At 64.8% G+C, this 16,379-nt stretch carries 13 protein-coding genes; 10 read left to right on the forward strand and 3 right to left on the reverse strand.

All coding sequences use genetic code 11. The features are described from left to right. Positions 1 to 175: 175 nt before the first annotated feature. Positions 176 to 2,104 (forward strand): ArnT family glycosyltransferase, encoded by a 1,929-nt coding sequence (locus C7401_RS16745; protein WP_112172521.1) that lies wholly within the window; start codon positions 176 to 178, stop codon positions 2,102 to 2,104. A 192-nt stretch (positions 2,105 to 2,296) separates the two neighbouring features. Here the strand turns inward: C7401_RS16745 and C7401_RS16750 are convergent, their stop codons facing one another. Further along, positions 2,297 to 3,757, reverse strand: coding sequence for an oligosaccharide flippase family protein (locus tag C7401_RS16750; protein ID WP_112172522.1), 1,461 nt, complete (start codon positions 3,755 to 3,757; stop codon positions 2,297 to 2,299). Between the two features lie 19 nt (positions 3,758 to 3,776). Continuing rightward, positions 3,777 to 5,930 (reverse strand): acyltransferase family protein, encoded by a 2,154-nt coding sequence (locus C7401_RS16755; RefSeq protein WP_181565594.1) that lies wholly within the window; start codon positions 5,928 to 5,930, stop codon positions 3,777 to 3,779. Between the two features lie 279 nt (positions 5,931 to 6,209). On the opposite strand from C7401_RS16755, the gene C7401_RS16760 reads away from it, so the two are divergent. From C7401_RS16760 to groL, 5 genes are all read left to right on the forward strand, one after another. Next, complete coding sequence (locus C7401_RS16760; protein WP_112172524.1) at positions 6,210 to 8,057, forward strand: serine aminopeptidase domain-containing protein; 1,848 nt, start codon at positions 6,210 to 6,212, stop codon at positions 8,055 to 8,057. Then, the gene (locus C7401_RS16765) at positions 8,054 to 8,875 is read left to right on the forward strand and encodes a class I SAM-dependent methyltransferase (RefSeq protein ID WP_112172525.1); all 822 of its coding nucleotides are present in this window, start codon (positions 8,054 to 8,056) and stop codon (positions 8,873 to 8,875) included. The genes C7401_RS16760 and C7401_RS16765 overlap by 4 nt, the downstream gene beginning before the upstream one ends. A 147-nt stretch (positions 8,876 to 9,022) precedes the next feature. Then, on the forward strand, positions 9,023 to 9,550 hold the full coding sequence (locus tag C7401_RS16770) for a flavin reductase family protein (protein WP_112172526.1): 528 nt from the start codon (positions 9,023 to 9,025) through the stop codon (positions 9,548 to 9,550). 385 nt (positions 9,551 to 9,935) lie between these two features. After that, entirely contained in the window at positions 9,936 to 10,226 is a 291-nt protein-coding gene (locus C7401_RS16775; protein ID WP_027816722.1) for a co-chaperone GroES, read from the forward strand. Between the two features lie 44 nt (positions 10,227 to 10,270). Further along, a complete protein-coding gene (groL, locus tag C7401_RS16780; protein ID WP_112172527.1) occupies positions 10,271 to 11,911 on the forward strand; it encodes a chaperonin GroEL in 1,641 nt (546 codons plus the stop codon). 175 nt (positions 11,912 to 12,086) lie between these two features. Here groL and C7401_RS16785 read toward each other — a convergent pair whose 3' ends face one another. Next, a complete protein-coding gene (locus tag C7401_RS16785; protein ID WP_112172528.1) occupies positions 12,087 to 12,932 on the reverse strand; it encodes a hydroxymethylpyrimidine/phosphomethylpyrimidine kinase in 846 nt (281 codons plus the stop codon). A 323-nt stretch (positions 12,933 to 13,255) separates the two neighbouring features. Between C7401_RS16785 and C7401_RS16790 the strand changes: the two genes are divergently transcribed. From C7401_RS16790 to ruvX, 4 genes are all read left to right on the forward strand, one after another. After that, a complete protein-coding gene (locus C7401_RS16790; RefSeq protein ID WP_008342674.1) occupies positions 13,256 to 13,426 on the forward strand; it encodes a rubredoxin in 171 nt (56 codons plus the stop codon). Between the two features lie 189 nt (positions 13,427 to 13,615). Continuing rightward, on the forward strand, positions 13,616 to 15,109 hold the full coding sequence (locus tag C7401_RS16795) for a hypothetical protein (protein WP_112172529.1): 1,494 nt from the start codon (positions 13,616 to 13,618) through the stop codon (positions 15,107 to 15,109). A gap of 247 nt (positions 15,110 to 15,356) precedes the next feature. Continuing rightward, positions 15,357 to 15,935 carry a YqgE/AlgH family protein gene (locus tag C7401_RS16800; protein WP_112172530.1) on the forward strand — a complete coding sequence of 193 codons (579 nt, stop codon included), beginning with the start codon at positions 15,357 to 15,359 and terminating at the stop codon, positions 15,933 to 15,935. Beyond that, on the forward strand, positions 15,932 to 16,366 hold the full coding sequence (ruvX, locus tag C7401_RS16805; RefSeq protein WP_112172531.1) for a Holliday junction resolvase RuvX: 435 nt from the start codon (positions 15,932 to 15,934) through the stop codon (positions 16,364 to 16,366). Before C7401_RS16800 ends, ruvX begins: the two co-directional genes overlap by 4 nt. The last annotated feature ends 13 nt before the right edge of the window (positions 16,367 to 16,379 follow it).

Here is a 16,379-nt window from a genome sequence, read left to right on the forward strand (position 1 = left end):
CTAGCCAGGCGATGATTGGGAGTGCTCCCGAATTTTGCCGCCGATATGCGGGAAAGCCAGCAGAATGCGCCGGCCACACATCTAGACTCTAGGGATGAGTTTCCCGTCATTCAACCTGCATCCGTCGGTTCCTGCGCATATGAAACAATTCTGGAGAGTAAGGCCCACTCTCGTATTGGCCGTCATCGTGGTGCTGGCGTTTGCCTGGCGCGCGGTTTTCATTTATCGGCCAATCGACTGGATCACCAACTTCTGGCTGTTCGAGGACTTCGGCTATTCACTGAAGATCGCCCGCAACATTGCGCTGGGCGCTGGAGAAACGTTCGATGGCGTTGTCTTTACGAGTGGCTATCAGCCGCTATACGTCTGGTTGATGGTGCCGGTGTTCCGGCTTTTCCCGAACAATCTCATCACGCCCGTTTATATCGCCGAGACGCTGCTGGCAATATGCAATTGCGCGACGGCGATTTTTGCCTACCTCATTGTTTCCCGCGTGACGAAGCGGCCGTGGCGCGGCGTCGTCGTCGCCGCGCTGTGGGCGTTCAATCTTGCCGTCGCGCGCAATGGCAGCCTGGGTCTCGAAACTGGCCTGTCGACGATGATGGTTGCCGCGACGATGACGTATGTGGTTTCGATCGATTCCCGCCGCCTGGCGGCGCGCAATGCATTCGTGCTCGGCGCGTTGCTGGGTTTGAGCTTTCTTGCACGCGTGGATGCGGCCTTTCTCGTTGCCGCGACCACGCTCTACTTTGCATTTTTCAGTATGGCGAAGCGAGCGGTGACGGCGAAATTCCTCGCCCGCGCGCTCGCCACGTTCGTTGTCGTGGTCGCGCCGTACTGCATTCACAACGTCATTCACTACGGCGCCATGCTGCCTACGAGCGGGCAGGTCATGACCGGCAAGGGAAGCCTCCTTTCCCCATCGGTTCTCCTGCACTCGCTCGCCGAGTTCCGTCATCATGCGGAGTCCAGCCTGTACATCATCGGCCGGATGCTGGTTGGCGTGACGTCGGTGAACGGGTATGTCGTCTTTTCCGATGACTGTTCCATGCCGATTGCGGTGTTCACCAGCGTCGTACTCGTTGCGTGTGTCCTGTTCAGCTATCGGCGCTATGCGCAGAGCCGCCGTGAGATCCTCTATCTGGCGCTGGTTGGCGCGATGTTTACCGGGGCGTATGTGTTCTACCAGATGATGCCCTACGAGCGCTATTTCCTGCCCGCGGTCTTTGCATGGACGCTGTTCGTCGCGCTCGCGGGGACTGAGTTTGTCGATCTCGCGAGGCGTCACTTGCGCTTTCCGAATCTCATCACCGCGTTGGCGGTCGCTGTGCCGCTGGTGTCGTTCAGTATCGGGTCGAGAGCGAAGCTGCTGTCGGAAGAGGGGCACGTCTACGGCTGGTACCACGGGGTGCAGGCGTTGAACCGGATTGCCGGCCCCGGCGACGTGATCGGCGCACTGCAAACCGGAAATACGGGCTATTTCTATCAGCAAGGCCGCGCGATCAATCTGGACGGCGTGGTCAACATGAGCGCGTATCGTGCGCATCAGGCGGGCGTGATCGACCGATATCTCGCTGACAATCACGTGAAGTTCATCGCCGACGAAGGTTCGTTCCCGCTCTACATCTCCAACGACATCGAGTCCGACCACGATAGGGCGAATTTTCTCGCGAGTCTTTCGCAGGTCTACGCCAACCCTTCTGACCTGTACCGGATCTATCGGATCGATGCGCAGCCGTACGCGGCGATTGTCCAGCCGAGCGCCGCTGCGGGCTGGCACGAAAGCGTGCAGAGTTTCTCCATCTTCCGCCGCGCACTGGTGAGCAACGTGCCTGGCGCGAAAACCGGCTTTGCCACGGATCGGCCGGTCGACTTGCGGTTCGTGCGCGCGAGTTCCGCCGGCATGGTGAACGTGTACGAGGACGGAACCTTGCTGGCGAAGGTCGATCTCTACGCGGCCGTTCCCGACCCGACCTACAAGTTCCGTGTTCAAGGTGACGGACGCATGCATCATTACTCGGTGGAAGTCGCCAACGAGGCGAATGCCGATTCCACCGGTCACTGGGTCACGTTCGACGCCATCCTCGAGCGCAACGTCCAGTGAATCGCGGCAGGCCGCCGCTCGATGCGGTGTTTGCGCCGCTGCATGTCCGTGCCGTCACGCCGTCACGCCGCCGCGCGCCGCTCACGTTGTCCGCAAGCCTTGACGACATCGAGCGGCGCGCTCGTTTTTTGTGCTCGTCTCGTACGCTCCGCCCCATGTCGTCACGGGGCGCGGGGCGGGCAGGTAAAGCGCTTATCCCCGGGCGATGCTGGTGCGTGCGAGGAACCGGCGCACGATCTTGCGCAGCGTGGCCGATTGATGCAACGAGAGGGCGAGGTTTGCCGCCGCCGTTGCCAGCGCGGCCGCCGCCGCCGCAGGCATGCTGAGGGGCATGTTGGCGACGCCGAACGCCACGACGATGAACGACAGATGCGCGAGCATGTTGCCGACGATGCTGCGCACGTGAACGCGTGCGAAGTAGAGGAACACCGCGTAGTCGCACAAGGACTTCGCCACGACCACCGCCCCGGTGCCCATGAGGCCGAAGGTGTGCGTCGCGGCCCATAGCGCTGCGCCGAGCAGCGGCAATTGCAGCCAGCTCACGCGCGCGACGCTCGCAGGATTGGCCTGCGCCTGGATCAGGATCCCGAGAATGCTGGACTGGCCGGCGAGCCACACGCCGATGACGAGCAGCCGCCCGACCGGCGCCGCGGATTCGGCGATGGACGCCCCGAGCCAGATCACCAGAAACGGCTTGAGTGCAAACAGCGCGACGATCATGCAGGGCGTGAACACGCCGTTCAGGAACGCCAGCGCGTCGCGCGCGAGATCGTGCGCGTCTTCACGCGAGGCGGCGGAAAGACGCGGGAAGAGCGTGCGCAGCATGGCCGAGGGCAGCATGTTCAGGCGCGTGACGAGGTTCTGCGGCGTCGTGTAGTAGGTCACGTAGCGCGCGCCGAGAATCGCGCCGACGATCACGCGGTCGAGCGTGGCCGCGATCGCCCCTGCGCCCGAGAACAGCAGCGTCCATTTGCCGTAGGCGAACAACTCGGCGATGACCTCGCGCTCGGGCATGCGCAGCCGCTTGATGCCGAGTGCCCGAAAGGTCGCGAAGCCGAGGAGCACACCCGCGATCAGGCGGGCGAGCACGGCGGCGGGAAGCGCCACCGCGAGCGAAGGCGAAAGCCAGTAGATGGCGGCAAGCGGTAGCAACTGGAAGAGAAACGTGCCGAGCGTCTGATTCGCGTTGTAGCTGCCGAAGCGCTCCACCGCCGTAATCGCGCCCGCGAAGACCCAGGTGACGTTCGCGAGCGGCACGGCCACGGCAACCCACGGCAGCGCGCTCATGAGTTCGCTGCGAAACGCCGGATCGACGTGCATGCCATAGGCGAGCCAGGCCGACGCGCCCAGCCAGACGATCAGGCCGCCCGCAATCCCCGTGCACAGGTTCAGAAAACATGCGCCGAAGAAGATGCGCTCGACGGCGTCGCCGGGCGCGTTGCGCACTTTGGCGATCTGGTTCTCGGTGGCGAGGCTCGTGCCCAGATCGAGCAGACTGAAATAGCCGATGAGCGCCCACACGAGGTTGATCACGCCATAACGCTCGACACCCATTAGCCGGATGTAGGCGGGAACCGTCATGAGCGAGACGAGCGTGGGCGCGGCAAGGCCAGAGAAGTTGATGATGATGTTGCGGACGACGGCTTTTTCCATGGCGGTGCGGGTCGGGGAGTCACATGGTGTCGAAGATGGCTTGCTTGAACAGGAGGGCGCCTTGCGCGCTCATGTGGTTGTCGTCTTCGTAAAGGGGCACACCGTCGATGACGGCCTGGCACACCGGCCCGCTGCACAGGCGCGGGATGGGATCGAAAACGCGCACGTTCGGTAGCGAAGCCGCCTGCGCGACGAGATCCCGCTCGAACGCTTCGTTGCGCAGATGGTCCGCCGTCAACGGTTCGACGCGCTCCGGATGCGCGTAAAAACGCGGCAGCAGGTCGTGCTTGAGTTCGGGCGGGTTCTGGAAGACGACGAGTCGCCGCGTGCTGGCCGCGAGTGCCTTGACCGTGAGCGGGAACTGGCTCGACAACGCCGCGCGCGCGCTTGCCAGCGTGGCGTCGCTGTCGGGCGAGGTCGTGATGAAATGCGTTTCCTTCTGGAGTTCGCCGTAGCGCGTCCAGCCATTGCCGTAAAGGCTCCAGCGGCTGATATAGAAGATCACGTCCGGCTTGAGCTGCTGGATCGTCGAGACGATGGGTTCGGCGAGCCCAAGACGGCTGCAATCGCGGCTGCTGACCGCGCCGTCGCTGCGGCGCGTGCCGAGCAGCGGCGGACAGCCGAGATGGACGAAGGCCATCAGGCGCATGTTGTGGTCTTTGGCAATGCTGACGATTGCGGGGAGCCATCCACCGCCGTGCGAATCGCCCCAGATGACCAGCAGTTTGCCGGTGGCCGAGGTGTTATAGGCGCGGCAGAATTTATCGGCGTCGGGGTTGGCCAGATGGCAGGGCGCGGACGGATCCGAATCGCGGATCTGCCCGTCCTGTTCGAGCAGCGCGAGGCCCGCATTGTTGGCAACGGGGCGCGACGGGAGTCCCTCTTGTACAAAGAGCCATGCACCGGCTGCGCCGAGCCCGACGAGCATCGCGCACAGCGTGGCGGTCTGGCGCAGGCTGCTTTTGGTCGCGCGGATCGGCAGTTCGATGTAGCGATACGTGAGGACGGCGAGGACGATGCTCGTGAGCACGAGCGCGAGGCGCGCCTCTACCGGCACGAATCCGCCTTCGAGAATGTTCGCGAACGAGAGCAGCGGCCAGTGCCACAGGTACAGCGGATAGCTGATGAGGCCGATCGAGACGGCCACGCGGCTGCCGAGGACGTGACGGTTGAACCATGCGCGCGGCCCGGCGCAGATGATGAGAAAAGCGCCTGCGGTGGGCAGCAGTGCACGCCAGCCCGGAAACACGTCGTTCTGGCTGATGAAGGCAATCGCGGTGCCGATCAGGAGCACGCCCACCGCAGACAGCGCGCTCGAGGTGCGCGCTCCGAACTGCACGAGCCCCGGCTTGTTCAGCGTAACCCAGGCGAGGATCGCGCCGATCATGAGTTCCCAGAAGCGGGTGAACGGCGAATAGAACGCCGCGGTCGGATCGGACGCCGAGGTCATCAGGTTCAAGGCGAGCGACGCCGCAGCCACACCGCCGAGGAGCAGGACAATGGCAGCCCTGCGGCGGTAGACGAAGCTCACGAGGAGCGGCCAGAAGATATAGAACTGCTCCTCGACGCCGAGCGACCACAAATGCAGGAGCGGTTTTGTCGGCGCGGTATTGTCGAAATACCCGGCCTCGCGCCAGAGCATGACGTTCGACAGGAAGGTCGAGCCGCCGAACATGTGTTTGCCGAGTTGCCGGTACTCCGCGGGCATCAGCAGGAACCAGCCGAACACAAAACACGACGTGAGCACGGCAAGCAGCGCGGGGAAAATGCGCCGGATGCGCCGGATGTAGAACTCGATATAGCTGAAGCGGTTTTCCTCGAGGCTTTCGAAGATGATCGTGCTGATCAGGAAGCCCGAGATCACGAAGAAGATGTCGACGCCGACAAAGCCGCCGCGCAGTTCGGACGGCAGCGCGTGAAACGCCACGACGGACGTGACGGCCACGGCGCGCAAGCCATCGATGTCGGGGCGGTACTTCGGCGCCCGCAGGTGTTGCGGGGCCACGCGTGCCGCAGCGCCCACGTCCGGCGCACAGGTCGCGCCGCCGGGTGGGGCGTCTTGCAGGGTGTCGCGATGAAGCCCGGTGGGCGGGAACGTGGCGGATGTGTCGATGCCGGGTGATGAGCCGCCATCGTTGATGGGAAGCGGGGTGATCGGATTTGTCATTCGCATGGCGGACTCGTGCTGTGCGGATCCGGCATCGGGCGACACATGCGGTGCAGCTCCTTGAATCCGCGTGGACCAGTACTCAACGGTTGGACACATTGTGCCGTCGTGCCGCCGCCGCCAGTGTGGGCGGCCGTACAGATACACCGACGCCGGAAAGGTTAAATTTCTCCAACCTGACGAGGGCCTTTCTCACGCTGTCGCCATGCGCCGCAACGCTCGGCAGAGCGCCCCGGCGCCAGTCATTCCCTCCTTTCCTGCAACGGCATCGCATAGGGATTTCCGATGGAACCTGTCGTTTTCGACGGCTGCCTTGGCTGGCTTCATCCGGCGAGCGGCCGGCATGGGGTGGTCCTGTGCAATCCGTTCGGCTATGACGCGCTCTGCACCCATCGTGGCTGGCGGCGTCTGGCGGAGCGCATTGCGGCGAGCGGCATGCCGGTGTTGCGCTTCGACTATCCCGGCGCCGGCGATTCACTCGGCGAAGAGGAAGATCCGGGCCGCTTCGAGGCATGGATCGACAGCATCGTGGCCGCGGTGCGCCACCTGCGCGAGCGCACGGGCGTACGGCAGGTCTCCTTGTGCGGCCTGCGCCTCGGTGCAACGCTCGCGGCGCTCGCCGGCGAACGCATGGGCGACATCGATGGCCTCGTCATGCTGGCGCCTGCGTTATCGGGCCGCAATTATCTGCGCGAATTGCGCGCGCATCGGCAAAGCTGGCTCAGTACGCCGGCGGGCATGACGGCCGACCCGATTCCCGAAACGGCGGCTTACGTCGAGGCATTCGGCTTCGGCCTGCATGGCGACGATATTGCCCGGCTGGGCGCAGTCGACCTGCGTGCGGACACGCGGGCACCCGCGCGGCGCGTGCTGCTGCTCGACGCGAGCGATCGTGCGCGCGGCGGCGTACTCGTCGATCACTACGAGGCGAATGGGGTTGCTGTCGAGCGCCAGCCGTTCGACGAGGCGGACCGCTTCATGGTCGAGGCGCTCTACAGCGAGGAGCCGGTCGTTGCGTTCGGCGCGCTCACGCAATGGCTTGCCGATGCGCCGCCTTGCCTTGCGCACGACGGCGAATTCAAAGGCGAGCGGCACGATGGGGATAATCCGCATCTCACAAGCGAGCGCTTCGTCGAGCAGCCAGTCGTTTTTGGCGACTACTTCGGTGTGCACTGCCAGCCCGCCGCGCCGCGCACCGATGTGCCCGCCGTGCTGTTCCTCAATACGGGGGCGAGCCATCATATCGGCGATGGCCGCATTTTCGTGCTGTTTGCGCGTCGGCTCGCGGCGCTCGGCATTGCATCGCTGAGAATGGATCTGGGCGGTCTTGGCGACAGCACGCCGGCCGCGCGTTCTGTCACACTCGATACGATATATTCGAAGGAATCCTATACAGATGCGATGCAGGGCGCGGACTGGCTGGTCGCGCACGGTTATCCGTCTGTCGTGGTGTTCGGCGTTTGCGGCGGCGCGTTCGTCGGCTTGCATGCGTGCGCGCAGCATCCACGCATCGTGGGCAGCTTCGGCGTGAACCTCCAGAAGTTCATCTGGGACGGCGCCGATCGCACGCCCGGCACGACCGGCCTCGCCTCGAACCGGGTGCTGCGGCGCTCGGCGCTCAGCGTCGGGAAGTGGAAGAAAGTGCTGCGCGGCGAGACCTCGCTCCTGCGCGTGGCGAGCGGACTCGCCCAGCGCTTCGCTCGCAGCCTGACACGCCGCGCGGCGGACTTCGTCGACGCGGCCACGGGCTGGTCGTTCGCGCCCAGCGAGGCAAGGAGCCTGATGCAGCGCATCCACGCGAAGGGCGCCGAGGTGCGGCTCGTGTACGGCGAATACGACCTCGGGCTGGACGAACTGAAGGTTCAATTCGGCGCGAAGGTGAGCGGCCTGCGCGCGTTCACACGCGTGCACGCGGCGACACTGCCGAAGCTCGATCACGCACTCTTTACTCAGGCCGCGCGCGAAGCCGCGATGGCCGACGCCCGGCAGTGGTACTTCGAGCGTTTCTGCCGGCGGCGGGCGCAGGACGAAGCAGCGTGGCACGGACCGGTGCCTGTCGCCCGGTCTCGCGTCGCCGTTGAGCCTGCAAGCCAGGTTACGTGCAGTTCTCATCTTGATGGAGTGCATCAATGAATATTGAGCTTCCGCTTGACCGGATCAACCAGCGCGCGTGGAACTCGCACGATGCGATGCGTGAGTTCACGATGGGCAAGACATGGACGGACCCCGGCGAAGAAGCGGCGTTCGACTGGATCTATGCCGAGTGCGCGGGTGAACCGATCCTCGACATCGGCATTGGCGCAGGCCGTACGATTCCGCTGATGTTGCGCGTTTCGCAGCGATACACCGGCATCGACTACACCGCGAAGCTGCTCGAACAGGCGCGCGGGCGTTTTCCTGGCCTCGACCTGCGCCACATGGACGCGCGCGACATGGCTGATTTGCCGTCGGATCACTATGCGTTCACCGCGTTCAGCTGGAACGGTATCGACTGTGTCGACTACGAAGACCGTGTGCGCATTCTCAAGGAAATGTACCGCGTGACGCGTCCCGGCGGCCTCGTGCTGTTTTCGACGCATAACCGCGAAGGTCCGGGCTTTCAGGAGAGTGTCTGGAAGCTGCTGCCGCGCTTTTCGCCCAATCCGTTACGCCTCGCCCGGCGCACGCTGCGCTCGATGTGCGTGCTGCCGCTCGCGACGTACAACTACTTGCGCCACGTGCGCTTTCATCGCGACTATCCGGGCTACTCGATCAAGACGGCGGGCGCGCATTACTTCGGCATTGTGATCGTCTATACGACGCTGCCCGAACAGCGCCGGCAACTGGCGTCGCTCGGCTTTGAGATCGATGCGGTGTTCGGCAGTTGCGACGGCCAGCGCATTCCGGCGGAAAAGGACACGAGCGACGCGTTCTGGTTTCATTTCATCGCGCGCAAGCCGAGAGCGCAGTGACATCGTGACAACGCTGGCGGATCTGTGTGCGCACGTACAGATCGACACCTGCGGTGCGCGTTCAATGCACGATGAAATATTGCGGAGCGCCTGGAGACCACAACATGCGGTATGACGACGACCGGTGCCGCATGGGGGAGAGCAACAATGCACGCGAGCGCACTGCGCAAAGCTGACCTGGCCGCGTCGGCCGGAGAACTGGACGAGCGGCGCCTGCGCACCGCGCTGGGCCGCTTTGCCACCGGCGTCGTGGTGATTTCCACGGGCACGGGCGACGAACTGCACGCCATGACGGCCAATGCGTTCATGTCCGGATCGCTGAAGCCGCCGCTCATTGTGGTTTCGGTCGGCCATCGTGCGCGCATGCACGAGTGCTTGATGCGCTCGGATCTCTTCGGTGTCAGTGTGCTGTCCGAAGAGCAGGAGTCGCATAGCCGTCATTTCGCCGGCGAGCCACAGGCGTGGCTCGCGCCGCGCTTCATGGAGGTCGAGGGACTCGCCGGCGTGGTGCTGCTGCATCGCGCGCTGGCCCGATTCGCGGCGCGCGTCGTCGACCGTCATCCGTGCGGCGATCACACGCTCTTTGTCGGCGAGGTGCTTTCGTTCTCGCTCGAGGAGGACGCTCCGCTCGTGTTCTACGGCGGACGCTACGCTTCGGTGGCGCAGGGCCACTGATCTCGCCGGGCCGATCCGGCCCGGTTTCCCGTTCCCGCAGGGCGGTGGGGCGTGCAGGCGCGCGTTCCATGCGCATCCCCAAGGCCGGGAATTCATCGTATACCCTGACCCCACAAGGCGCAGCCTTCGTGTTTTCGTCCAATTCCGGTGTTAAAGCGGAACTTTGACGCTCTGATAGCGACAAATTGCCGAATTAGCGCAATAAGTCACGCCACTTCCCCCGCTTCGCCCCCCTTCTTGAATTTGTCATTCCTCGTCCATATAATTAGCACTCACTGCACGAGAGTGCTAACAACTCTGGTGCGAACCACATCTCTGGCTGACGGTAGTCGGCAGCCAGGTTTTCTTGAGTCGCTTCAAGTCCTAATCAAGAGAGGATCTATCCATGAACCTTCGTCCTTTGCACGATCGCGTGATCGTCAAGCGCCTGGATCAAGAAACCAAGACCGCTTCGGGCATCGTGATCCCGGACGCAGCGGCAGAAAAGCCGGATCAAGGTGAAGTCCTGGCCACGGGCCCGGGCAAGCGTGACGACAAGGGCTCCCTGATCGCGCTCGACGTCAAGGTCGGCGATCGCGTCCTGTTCGGCAAGTACGCTGGCCAGACCGTCAAGGTCGATGGCAACGAACTGCTCGTGATGCGCGAAGAAGACATCATGGCCGTGGTGCAGAAGTAAGTTCAGCCCACCGCACATTCATCAAGAATTCAAGGAGTTAGAAGATGGCAGCTAAAGACGTCGTGTTCGGCGATTCCGCCCGTTCCAAGATGGTTGAAGGCGTGAACATTCTCGCCAACGCAGTGAAGGTCACGCTGGGTCCGAAGGGCCGCAACGTGGTCCTCGAGCGCTCGTTCGGCGGCCCGACGGTCACCAAGGACGGTGTCTCGGTCGCGAAGGAAATCGAGCTCAAGGACAAGCTCCAGAACATGGGCGCGCAAATGGTCAAGGAAGTCGCTTCCAAGACCAGCGACAACGCCGGTGACGGCACGACGACGGCTACGGTTCTGGCCCAGTCGATCGTCCGCGAAGGCATGAAGTACGTCGCATCGGGCATGAACCCGATGGACCTGAAGCGCGGCATCGACAAGGCCGTCGCAGCAGCAATCGAAGAACTGCGCAAGGTCAGCAAGCCCTGCACGACCAACAAGGAAATCGCTCAAGTCGGTTCGATCTCGGCAAACAGCGACACGTCGATCGGCGACCGTATCGCTGAAGCGATGGACAAGGTTGGCAAGGAAGGCGTCATCACCGTCGAAGACGGCAAGTCGCTGCAAGACGAGCTGGAAGTTGTCGAAGGTATGCAGTTCGACCGCGGCTACCTCTCGCCGTACTTCATCAACAACCCGGACAAGCAAGTCGCCGTGCTGGAAAGCCCGTTCGTCCTGCTGTTCGACAAGAAGATCTCGAACATCCGTGATCTGCTGCCGGTTCTGGAACAAGTCGCGAAGGCTGGCCGTCCGCTGCTGATCATCGCTGAAGACGTCGAAGGCGAGGCACTGGCCACGCTGGTCGTCAACAACATCCGTGGCATCCTGAAGACCGTCGCCGTCAAGGCTCCGGGCTTCGGCGACCGCCGCAAGGCCATGCTGGAAGACATCGCGATCCTGACCGGCGGTCAAGTCATCGCTGAAGAAACCGGCCTCACGCTCGAAAAGGCAACGCTGGCCGAACTGGGTCAAGCGAAGCGCATCGAAGTGGGCAAGGAAAACACGACGATCATCGACGGCGCAGGCGAAGCTTCGACCATCGAAGCCCGCGTGAAGCAAATCCGCACGCAGATCGAAGAAGCGACGTCGGACTACGACCGTGAAAAGCTGCAAGAGCGCGTTGCCAAGCTGGCAGGCGGCGTGGCAGTGATCAAGGTCGGCGCTGCGACCGAAATCGAAATGAAGGAAAAGAAGGCACGCGTGGAAGACGCGCTGCACGCAACCCGCGCTGCCGTTGAAGAAGGCATCGTCCCGGGCGGCGGCGTTGCGCTGATCCGTGCACGTACGGCTATCGCCGGCGTGAAGGGCGCCAACGCAGACCAGGACGCCGGTATCAAGATCGTCCTGCGCGCCATGGAAGAGCCGCTGCGCCAGATCGTCACGAACGGCGGCGAAGAAGCGTCGGTCGTCGTGGCAGCGGTTGCCGCTGGTCAAGGCAACTACGGCTACAACGCAGCGACGGGTGAATACGTCGACATGGTTGAAGCCGGCGTTGTGGACCCGACGAAGGTCACGCGCACCGCGCTGCAAAACGCAGCTTCGGTCGCAGGCCTGCTCCTGACGACGGACGCAGCTGTTGCTGAAGTGCCGAAGGAAGATGCTCCGATGGCTGGCGGCATGCCCGGCGGCATGGGCGGCATGGGCATGGACATGTAATTACGGCTTAGGCCGCGATTACGTTGAAGTGCAGGGGAGCGCGCCGCGAGGCGTGTTTCCCGCCCAAAAAGAAAAAACCCGCAGCGATGCGGGTTTTTTTTCGTCTGTGCGGTTCGCACAGACTTTGTCCGTTCCGCGCGGCCGGCCTTCGGCGCCGACCCGCGCGCGGCGATCGTTATGGTTTCGCCTCGCCGGGCGAGGCTTCATCCGTGTCGGCGTCATTGCTGCGCGCCCAGAAAAACCGGTCCGGCAGCCACGACCCCATGCCCGGCCGGAACGCGCTCTGCACCGCCTGATACAGATACTCCTGCGCCTCGCGCACGGCCTCCGGCGGCTCCTGGCCGTTCGCGAGCAGCGCGGCGATGGCCGTGCCGAGCGTGTCGGTCAGGCCCATCATCGGCTGCGTGGCGCGGTCCCAGAGATCCTGGCGCAACTGGCCGTCTTCGCAGTAGAGCGTGTTGATCACGCGGTGCGTGCCGGTTTCCATCGCGAGGATGTACTCGCAGCCCGTGGCGAGCAGGTGGGCGATGGCGGCGTCCACGCTCGGCGCCTCGGCGTCGCCGTCGGGCTGCGCGAGCGCGATCAGCACCGAGGCGTCGGCGACGAGCAGCGTGGTCTGCGGCACGAGCAGGTCGGCCATCGCTTCGCGCAATTCGTCGGCGGCGAGCACGTGTTCGTCGTCGAGCGTGAAGTCGGGCGCGAGGATGAGCGGCACATCGTCGTAATCCGCCACCACTTCGGCGATCGCGCTCACGACTTCGGCGCGCGCGCATGCGCCTACCTTGAACGCGGCGATCGGCATGTCTTCGAGCAGCATGCGCGCCTGGGTGGCGACGGTTTCGGGATCGAGGCCGGTCACTTCGTCGCAGCCCGCGGAGTCGCGTACGGTATAGCCGGTCAGCGCGGAGACGCCGTGGCAGCCCATGCTGGCGAGCGTGAGCAGGTCGGCTTGCAGTCCGCCGCCGCCCGTCGGGTCGGAAAGGCCGAAGGTCAGGACGATGGGAGGGGTGTCGCTAGGCATGAACGTGGCGAGATGAAGTGGACTTCGGCCGCGGCGTGCCGCGCCGTCATATGAGAATGGTTCAATTATGCGGCCTATCCGCGCATCCGGGGGACGGATGACGCCGGTAGCGAGGGATTTTTGCGCACCGCACCAGGCACTGCATCAGGTTAAGGGGCGAGCAGGGGATGCGCAGGGGACGATAAGCGGGCGAATTTTCCCCGAAACCGTGCCGGGCACAGTCCGTCCTTGCTAGGCATGGAAACGGCAACAAGGTACCATCATGGCTCTCGTTTCCCTGATTTTTTTCCGATTGGTTTCGGACTTTTCGACGCGGCATAAGAATGGAATATAGAAGCTGGATGTGCCTGATCTGCGGCTGGATTTATGACGAAGAAGCCGGTTTGCCAGACGAAGGCATCGCGCCCGGCACGCGCTGGGAGGATGTCCCGATCAACTGGACCTGTCCCGAGTGCGGCGCACGCAAGGAAGACTTCGAGATGGTCCAGATCTGAGGCCTCGCTCGCGCCCCGGCTGGCTGGCGCGGGCACTGCATTTGCTCTCGCCGGTGGTCTTGATGAGTTCGCGCTGGCTTGCCCGATGAATTCGCGGGATCGGCGCATCGCGATGTTTTGCCCCGCCTGTCGTCACCGTCGTCGGTCATGCCGGTCTGGTCGGCCCGCAATCCTTCTCGGCGCTGCCCCATGAGTCTTCGTTCAACCGCTGTTGCCCGATTCGAAGCGTTGCCCAATCCGCGCGGCGGCCAGGTGCCGTTCGCGCACGGCGCGCTCGCGCATGCGCTCGCTTCGCTCGATGAGCAGCGCGACGTCGCCCGGCCGCTGCGTCAGGCGGCCCGCACGCTGCGCGACGCAGGCTGGCTCGCGGCCGCGCGTTTCGCCGACACGTTGTTGCTCGCTTCGCCGCTCGCGCTCGCGGCGCCCGTTGCCGTGGCGCCGCCACCTGGCTTGCCGGCGCGTCCGCTGCACGCGCCCGAGGAACTGGAGGGCGTCGAGGTGCGCGTGCAGTTTCGCGAGGCGCTGGAAGACCTCGCCGCCGCACTCGAGCGCCGCAACCTGCGCGAGCTTGCGTGCTCGCCCGCGCTTTTCGCGCGGCAACACGCGCTCGTCGCGGCGCTCGCGGAGCACGTGCCGGGCGTGACGCTCGCGTATGAGGATGTGGCGCTGCATGGCCGGCCGCTTGCGCCGGCCACGCTCCACCCGCAACCGGCGCAGCGCTTCGGTCAGGTGCGCGCACGCTACGAGGCGGCGCTGCTGCACGTGCTCAAGGCGCGTCTTGGCAACGGCAGCCGCGCGGCCAACGCGCTTGCGCTCGCGGCGTTCGACGAAATGGACGCCTGCATGGTCGAGCTGACGAGCGCCGATCCCTACGACTTCTGGCGTCTTGCTGCGGCCTGTGGCCGCGCGCTGCGGCGCGGCGAGGGGGCGTGGGGCGACGAAGGCGCGCGACGGCTTTACGCGCGCTGCAATCTGCTGATCGGCGAGCATGCGCGCGGGCTTCGCTTCGCGCCGCAAACGCTCGTGCGCGCCACGCTCGCGCAGTTGTGGCGCGATTACGCGCTTTTTGGCGCCGCGGCGGAGGACACCGCCGACGTCGAACTGCTGCACGACTATGGCCTGACCGTGGACTGGCACATTGCCGGCACGCAGGCGTCGGAGGCGCTCTGGGAGGCGGGGAGCACGCAGGCCGGTGTGCTGGCGGCGCGTGTCGCGCCCACGCGCGAATTAGGCGCGCTGGTTGTCAACGGCAATGCCTATGAAGATTTCCTGCAAACCGCCGATGCTTCGATGATCGCGCTCGGCACGCACTCGCGTACGCTGAAATTGCGCGGCGAGGGCGCGATCGCCGAGTCCGCCGACGCGCTGATCGCGGCCGAGGCGGCATACCGCATCGGCGCGGCCGCGTGGGCGCTCGGGCTCGGCCATGTGGGGCTGCTCGCCGACGCGCTGGGCCTTGCGTGGCGGCGCACCGCGCACGCGGCGTCGCTTGCCGGGCAGCCGTCGCGCGGCGCGCCCTTCGTCGCCGCGCCCGGTGCCGAGGCGATCGAGCACGCGAGCGAAGCGTTGCGCGCGATGCTGCACAAGGTCGCGGCGGGCGTGGCGCAGCCCGACGCCGTGGCCGCCGTGCGCGCGCTCGGCGTGGCGATCGTCGGGGGCGCGGCGCAGGGCGCGCTGCACTGAGCCCATGGATTCGCGCGCCCGCGCGTGGTTGGCCGTGCGCGCGCCGCGCCGGGCATTGCGCTTGCGCCGGTTGCGCCACTTGCGCCCGCCGATTGCCTTGCAAGGGCAGAGCGCGCGCATGTTAGAGTGACTCATTCCCTGCAATGCGGAAAAGCGCAGCGGTTGGCGGGTCGCGTGGCGACGTTCGGCCGCCGCCCGGGCCGGCAGCGTGCCGCCATTCCGCATCGTCTTTGCTAGAATTCAAACCATGTCCAAGAGTACCGATCGCATCAATCTCACCAACCAGTTCCTGATCGCCATGCCCAACATGGCGGACCCCACGTTTTCAGGAACGGTGGTCTACCTTTGCGATCATTCTGAGCGCGGCGCGCTCGGTCTCGTTATCAATCGTCCCACCGACATCGATCTCGAAGCGCTTTTTTCCCGCATCGACCTCAAGCTCGAAATCGAGCCGCTGCTGCACGTGCCCGTGTATTTCGGCGGCCCCGTGCAGACCGAGCGCGGCTTCGTGCTGCACGCGCCCGCCGAGGGCACGAGCTACACGTCGTCGATGTCCGTGCCGGGCGGCCTCGAAATGACCACCTCCAAGGACGTGCTCGAAGCCGTGGCCAACGGCAGCGGCCCCGAGCGCTTCCTGCTCACGCTCGGCCATGCCGGCTGGGGCGCGGGGCAGCTCGAGGACGAAATCTCGCGCAACGGCTGGCTCACGGTCGAAGCCGATCCGAAGATCGTGTTCGACGTGCCCGCCGAAGAGCGTTTCGAGGCGGCGCTCGCGCTGCTCGGCATCTCGTCCACCATGCTCTCGGGCGAAGCGGGCCACGCATGAGCGTGGCAGCCGGGCGAGGGGCCGGCGAGGCCACCTTGCTTGCATTCGATTACGGTGAAAAGCGTATCGGCGTGGCGCTCGGCAATGCGCTCACGCGCAGCGCCCGTGCGCTCACCGTCATTGCGAACAAGAGCCGCGACTACCGTTTCCAGGCAATCGGCGAGCTGCTGCGCGAGTGGCAGCCCGATCTGCTCGTGGTCGGCCTGCCGTGCCATCCCGACGGCACGCCGCATATCATGACGCAGCACGCGAAGCGCTTTGGCAACCAGCTCAACGGACGCTTCAATCTGCCCGTGGTGTGGGTGGACGAGCGCTATTCGTCAGTCGATGCCGAAGCGCGCCTGCGCGAGCGCGGCGAACGCGTCGAGCATGTGGACGCCGAAGCCGCCTCCGTGATCCTCCAGCAATACCTCGACGAACTCGCGCCTTGAGGGACCCGATGAG

Origin of the sequence: Paraburkholderia unamae (assembly GCF_003268775.1) — a bacterium.
In the GTDB taxonomy this organism is placed as follows: domain Bacteria; phylum Pseudomonadota; class Gammaproteobacteria; order Burkholderiales; family Burkholderiaceae; genus Paraburkholderia; species Paraburkholderia unamae.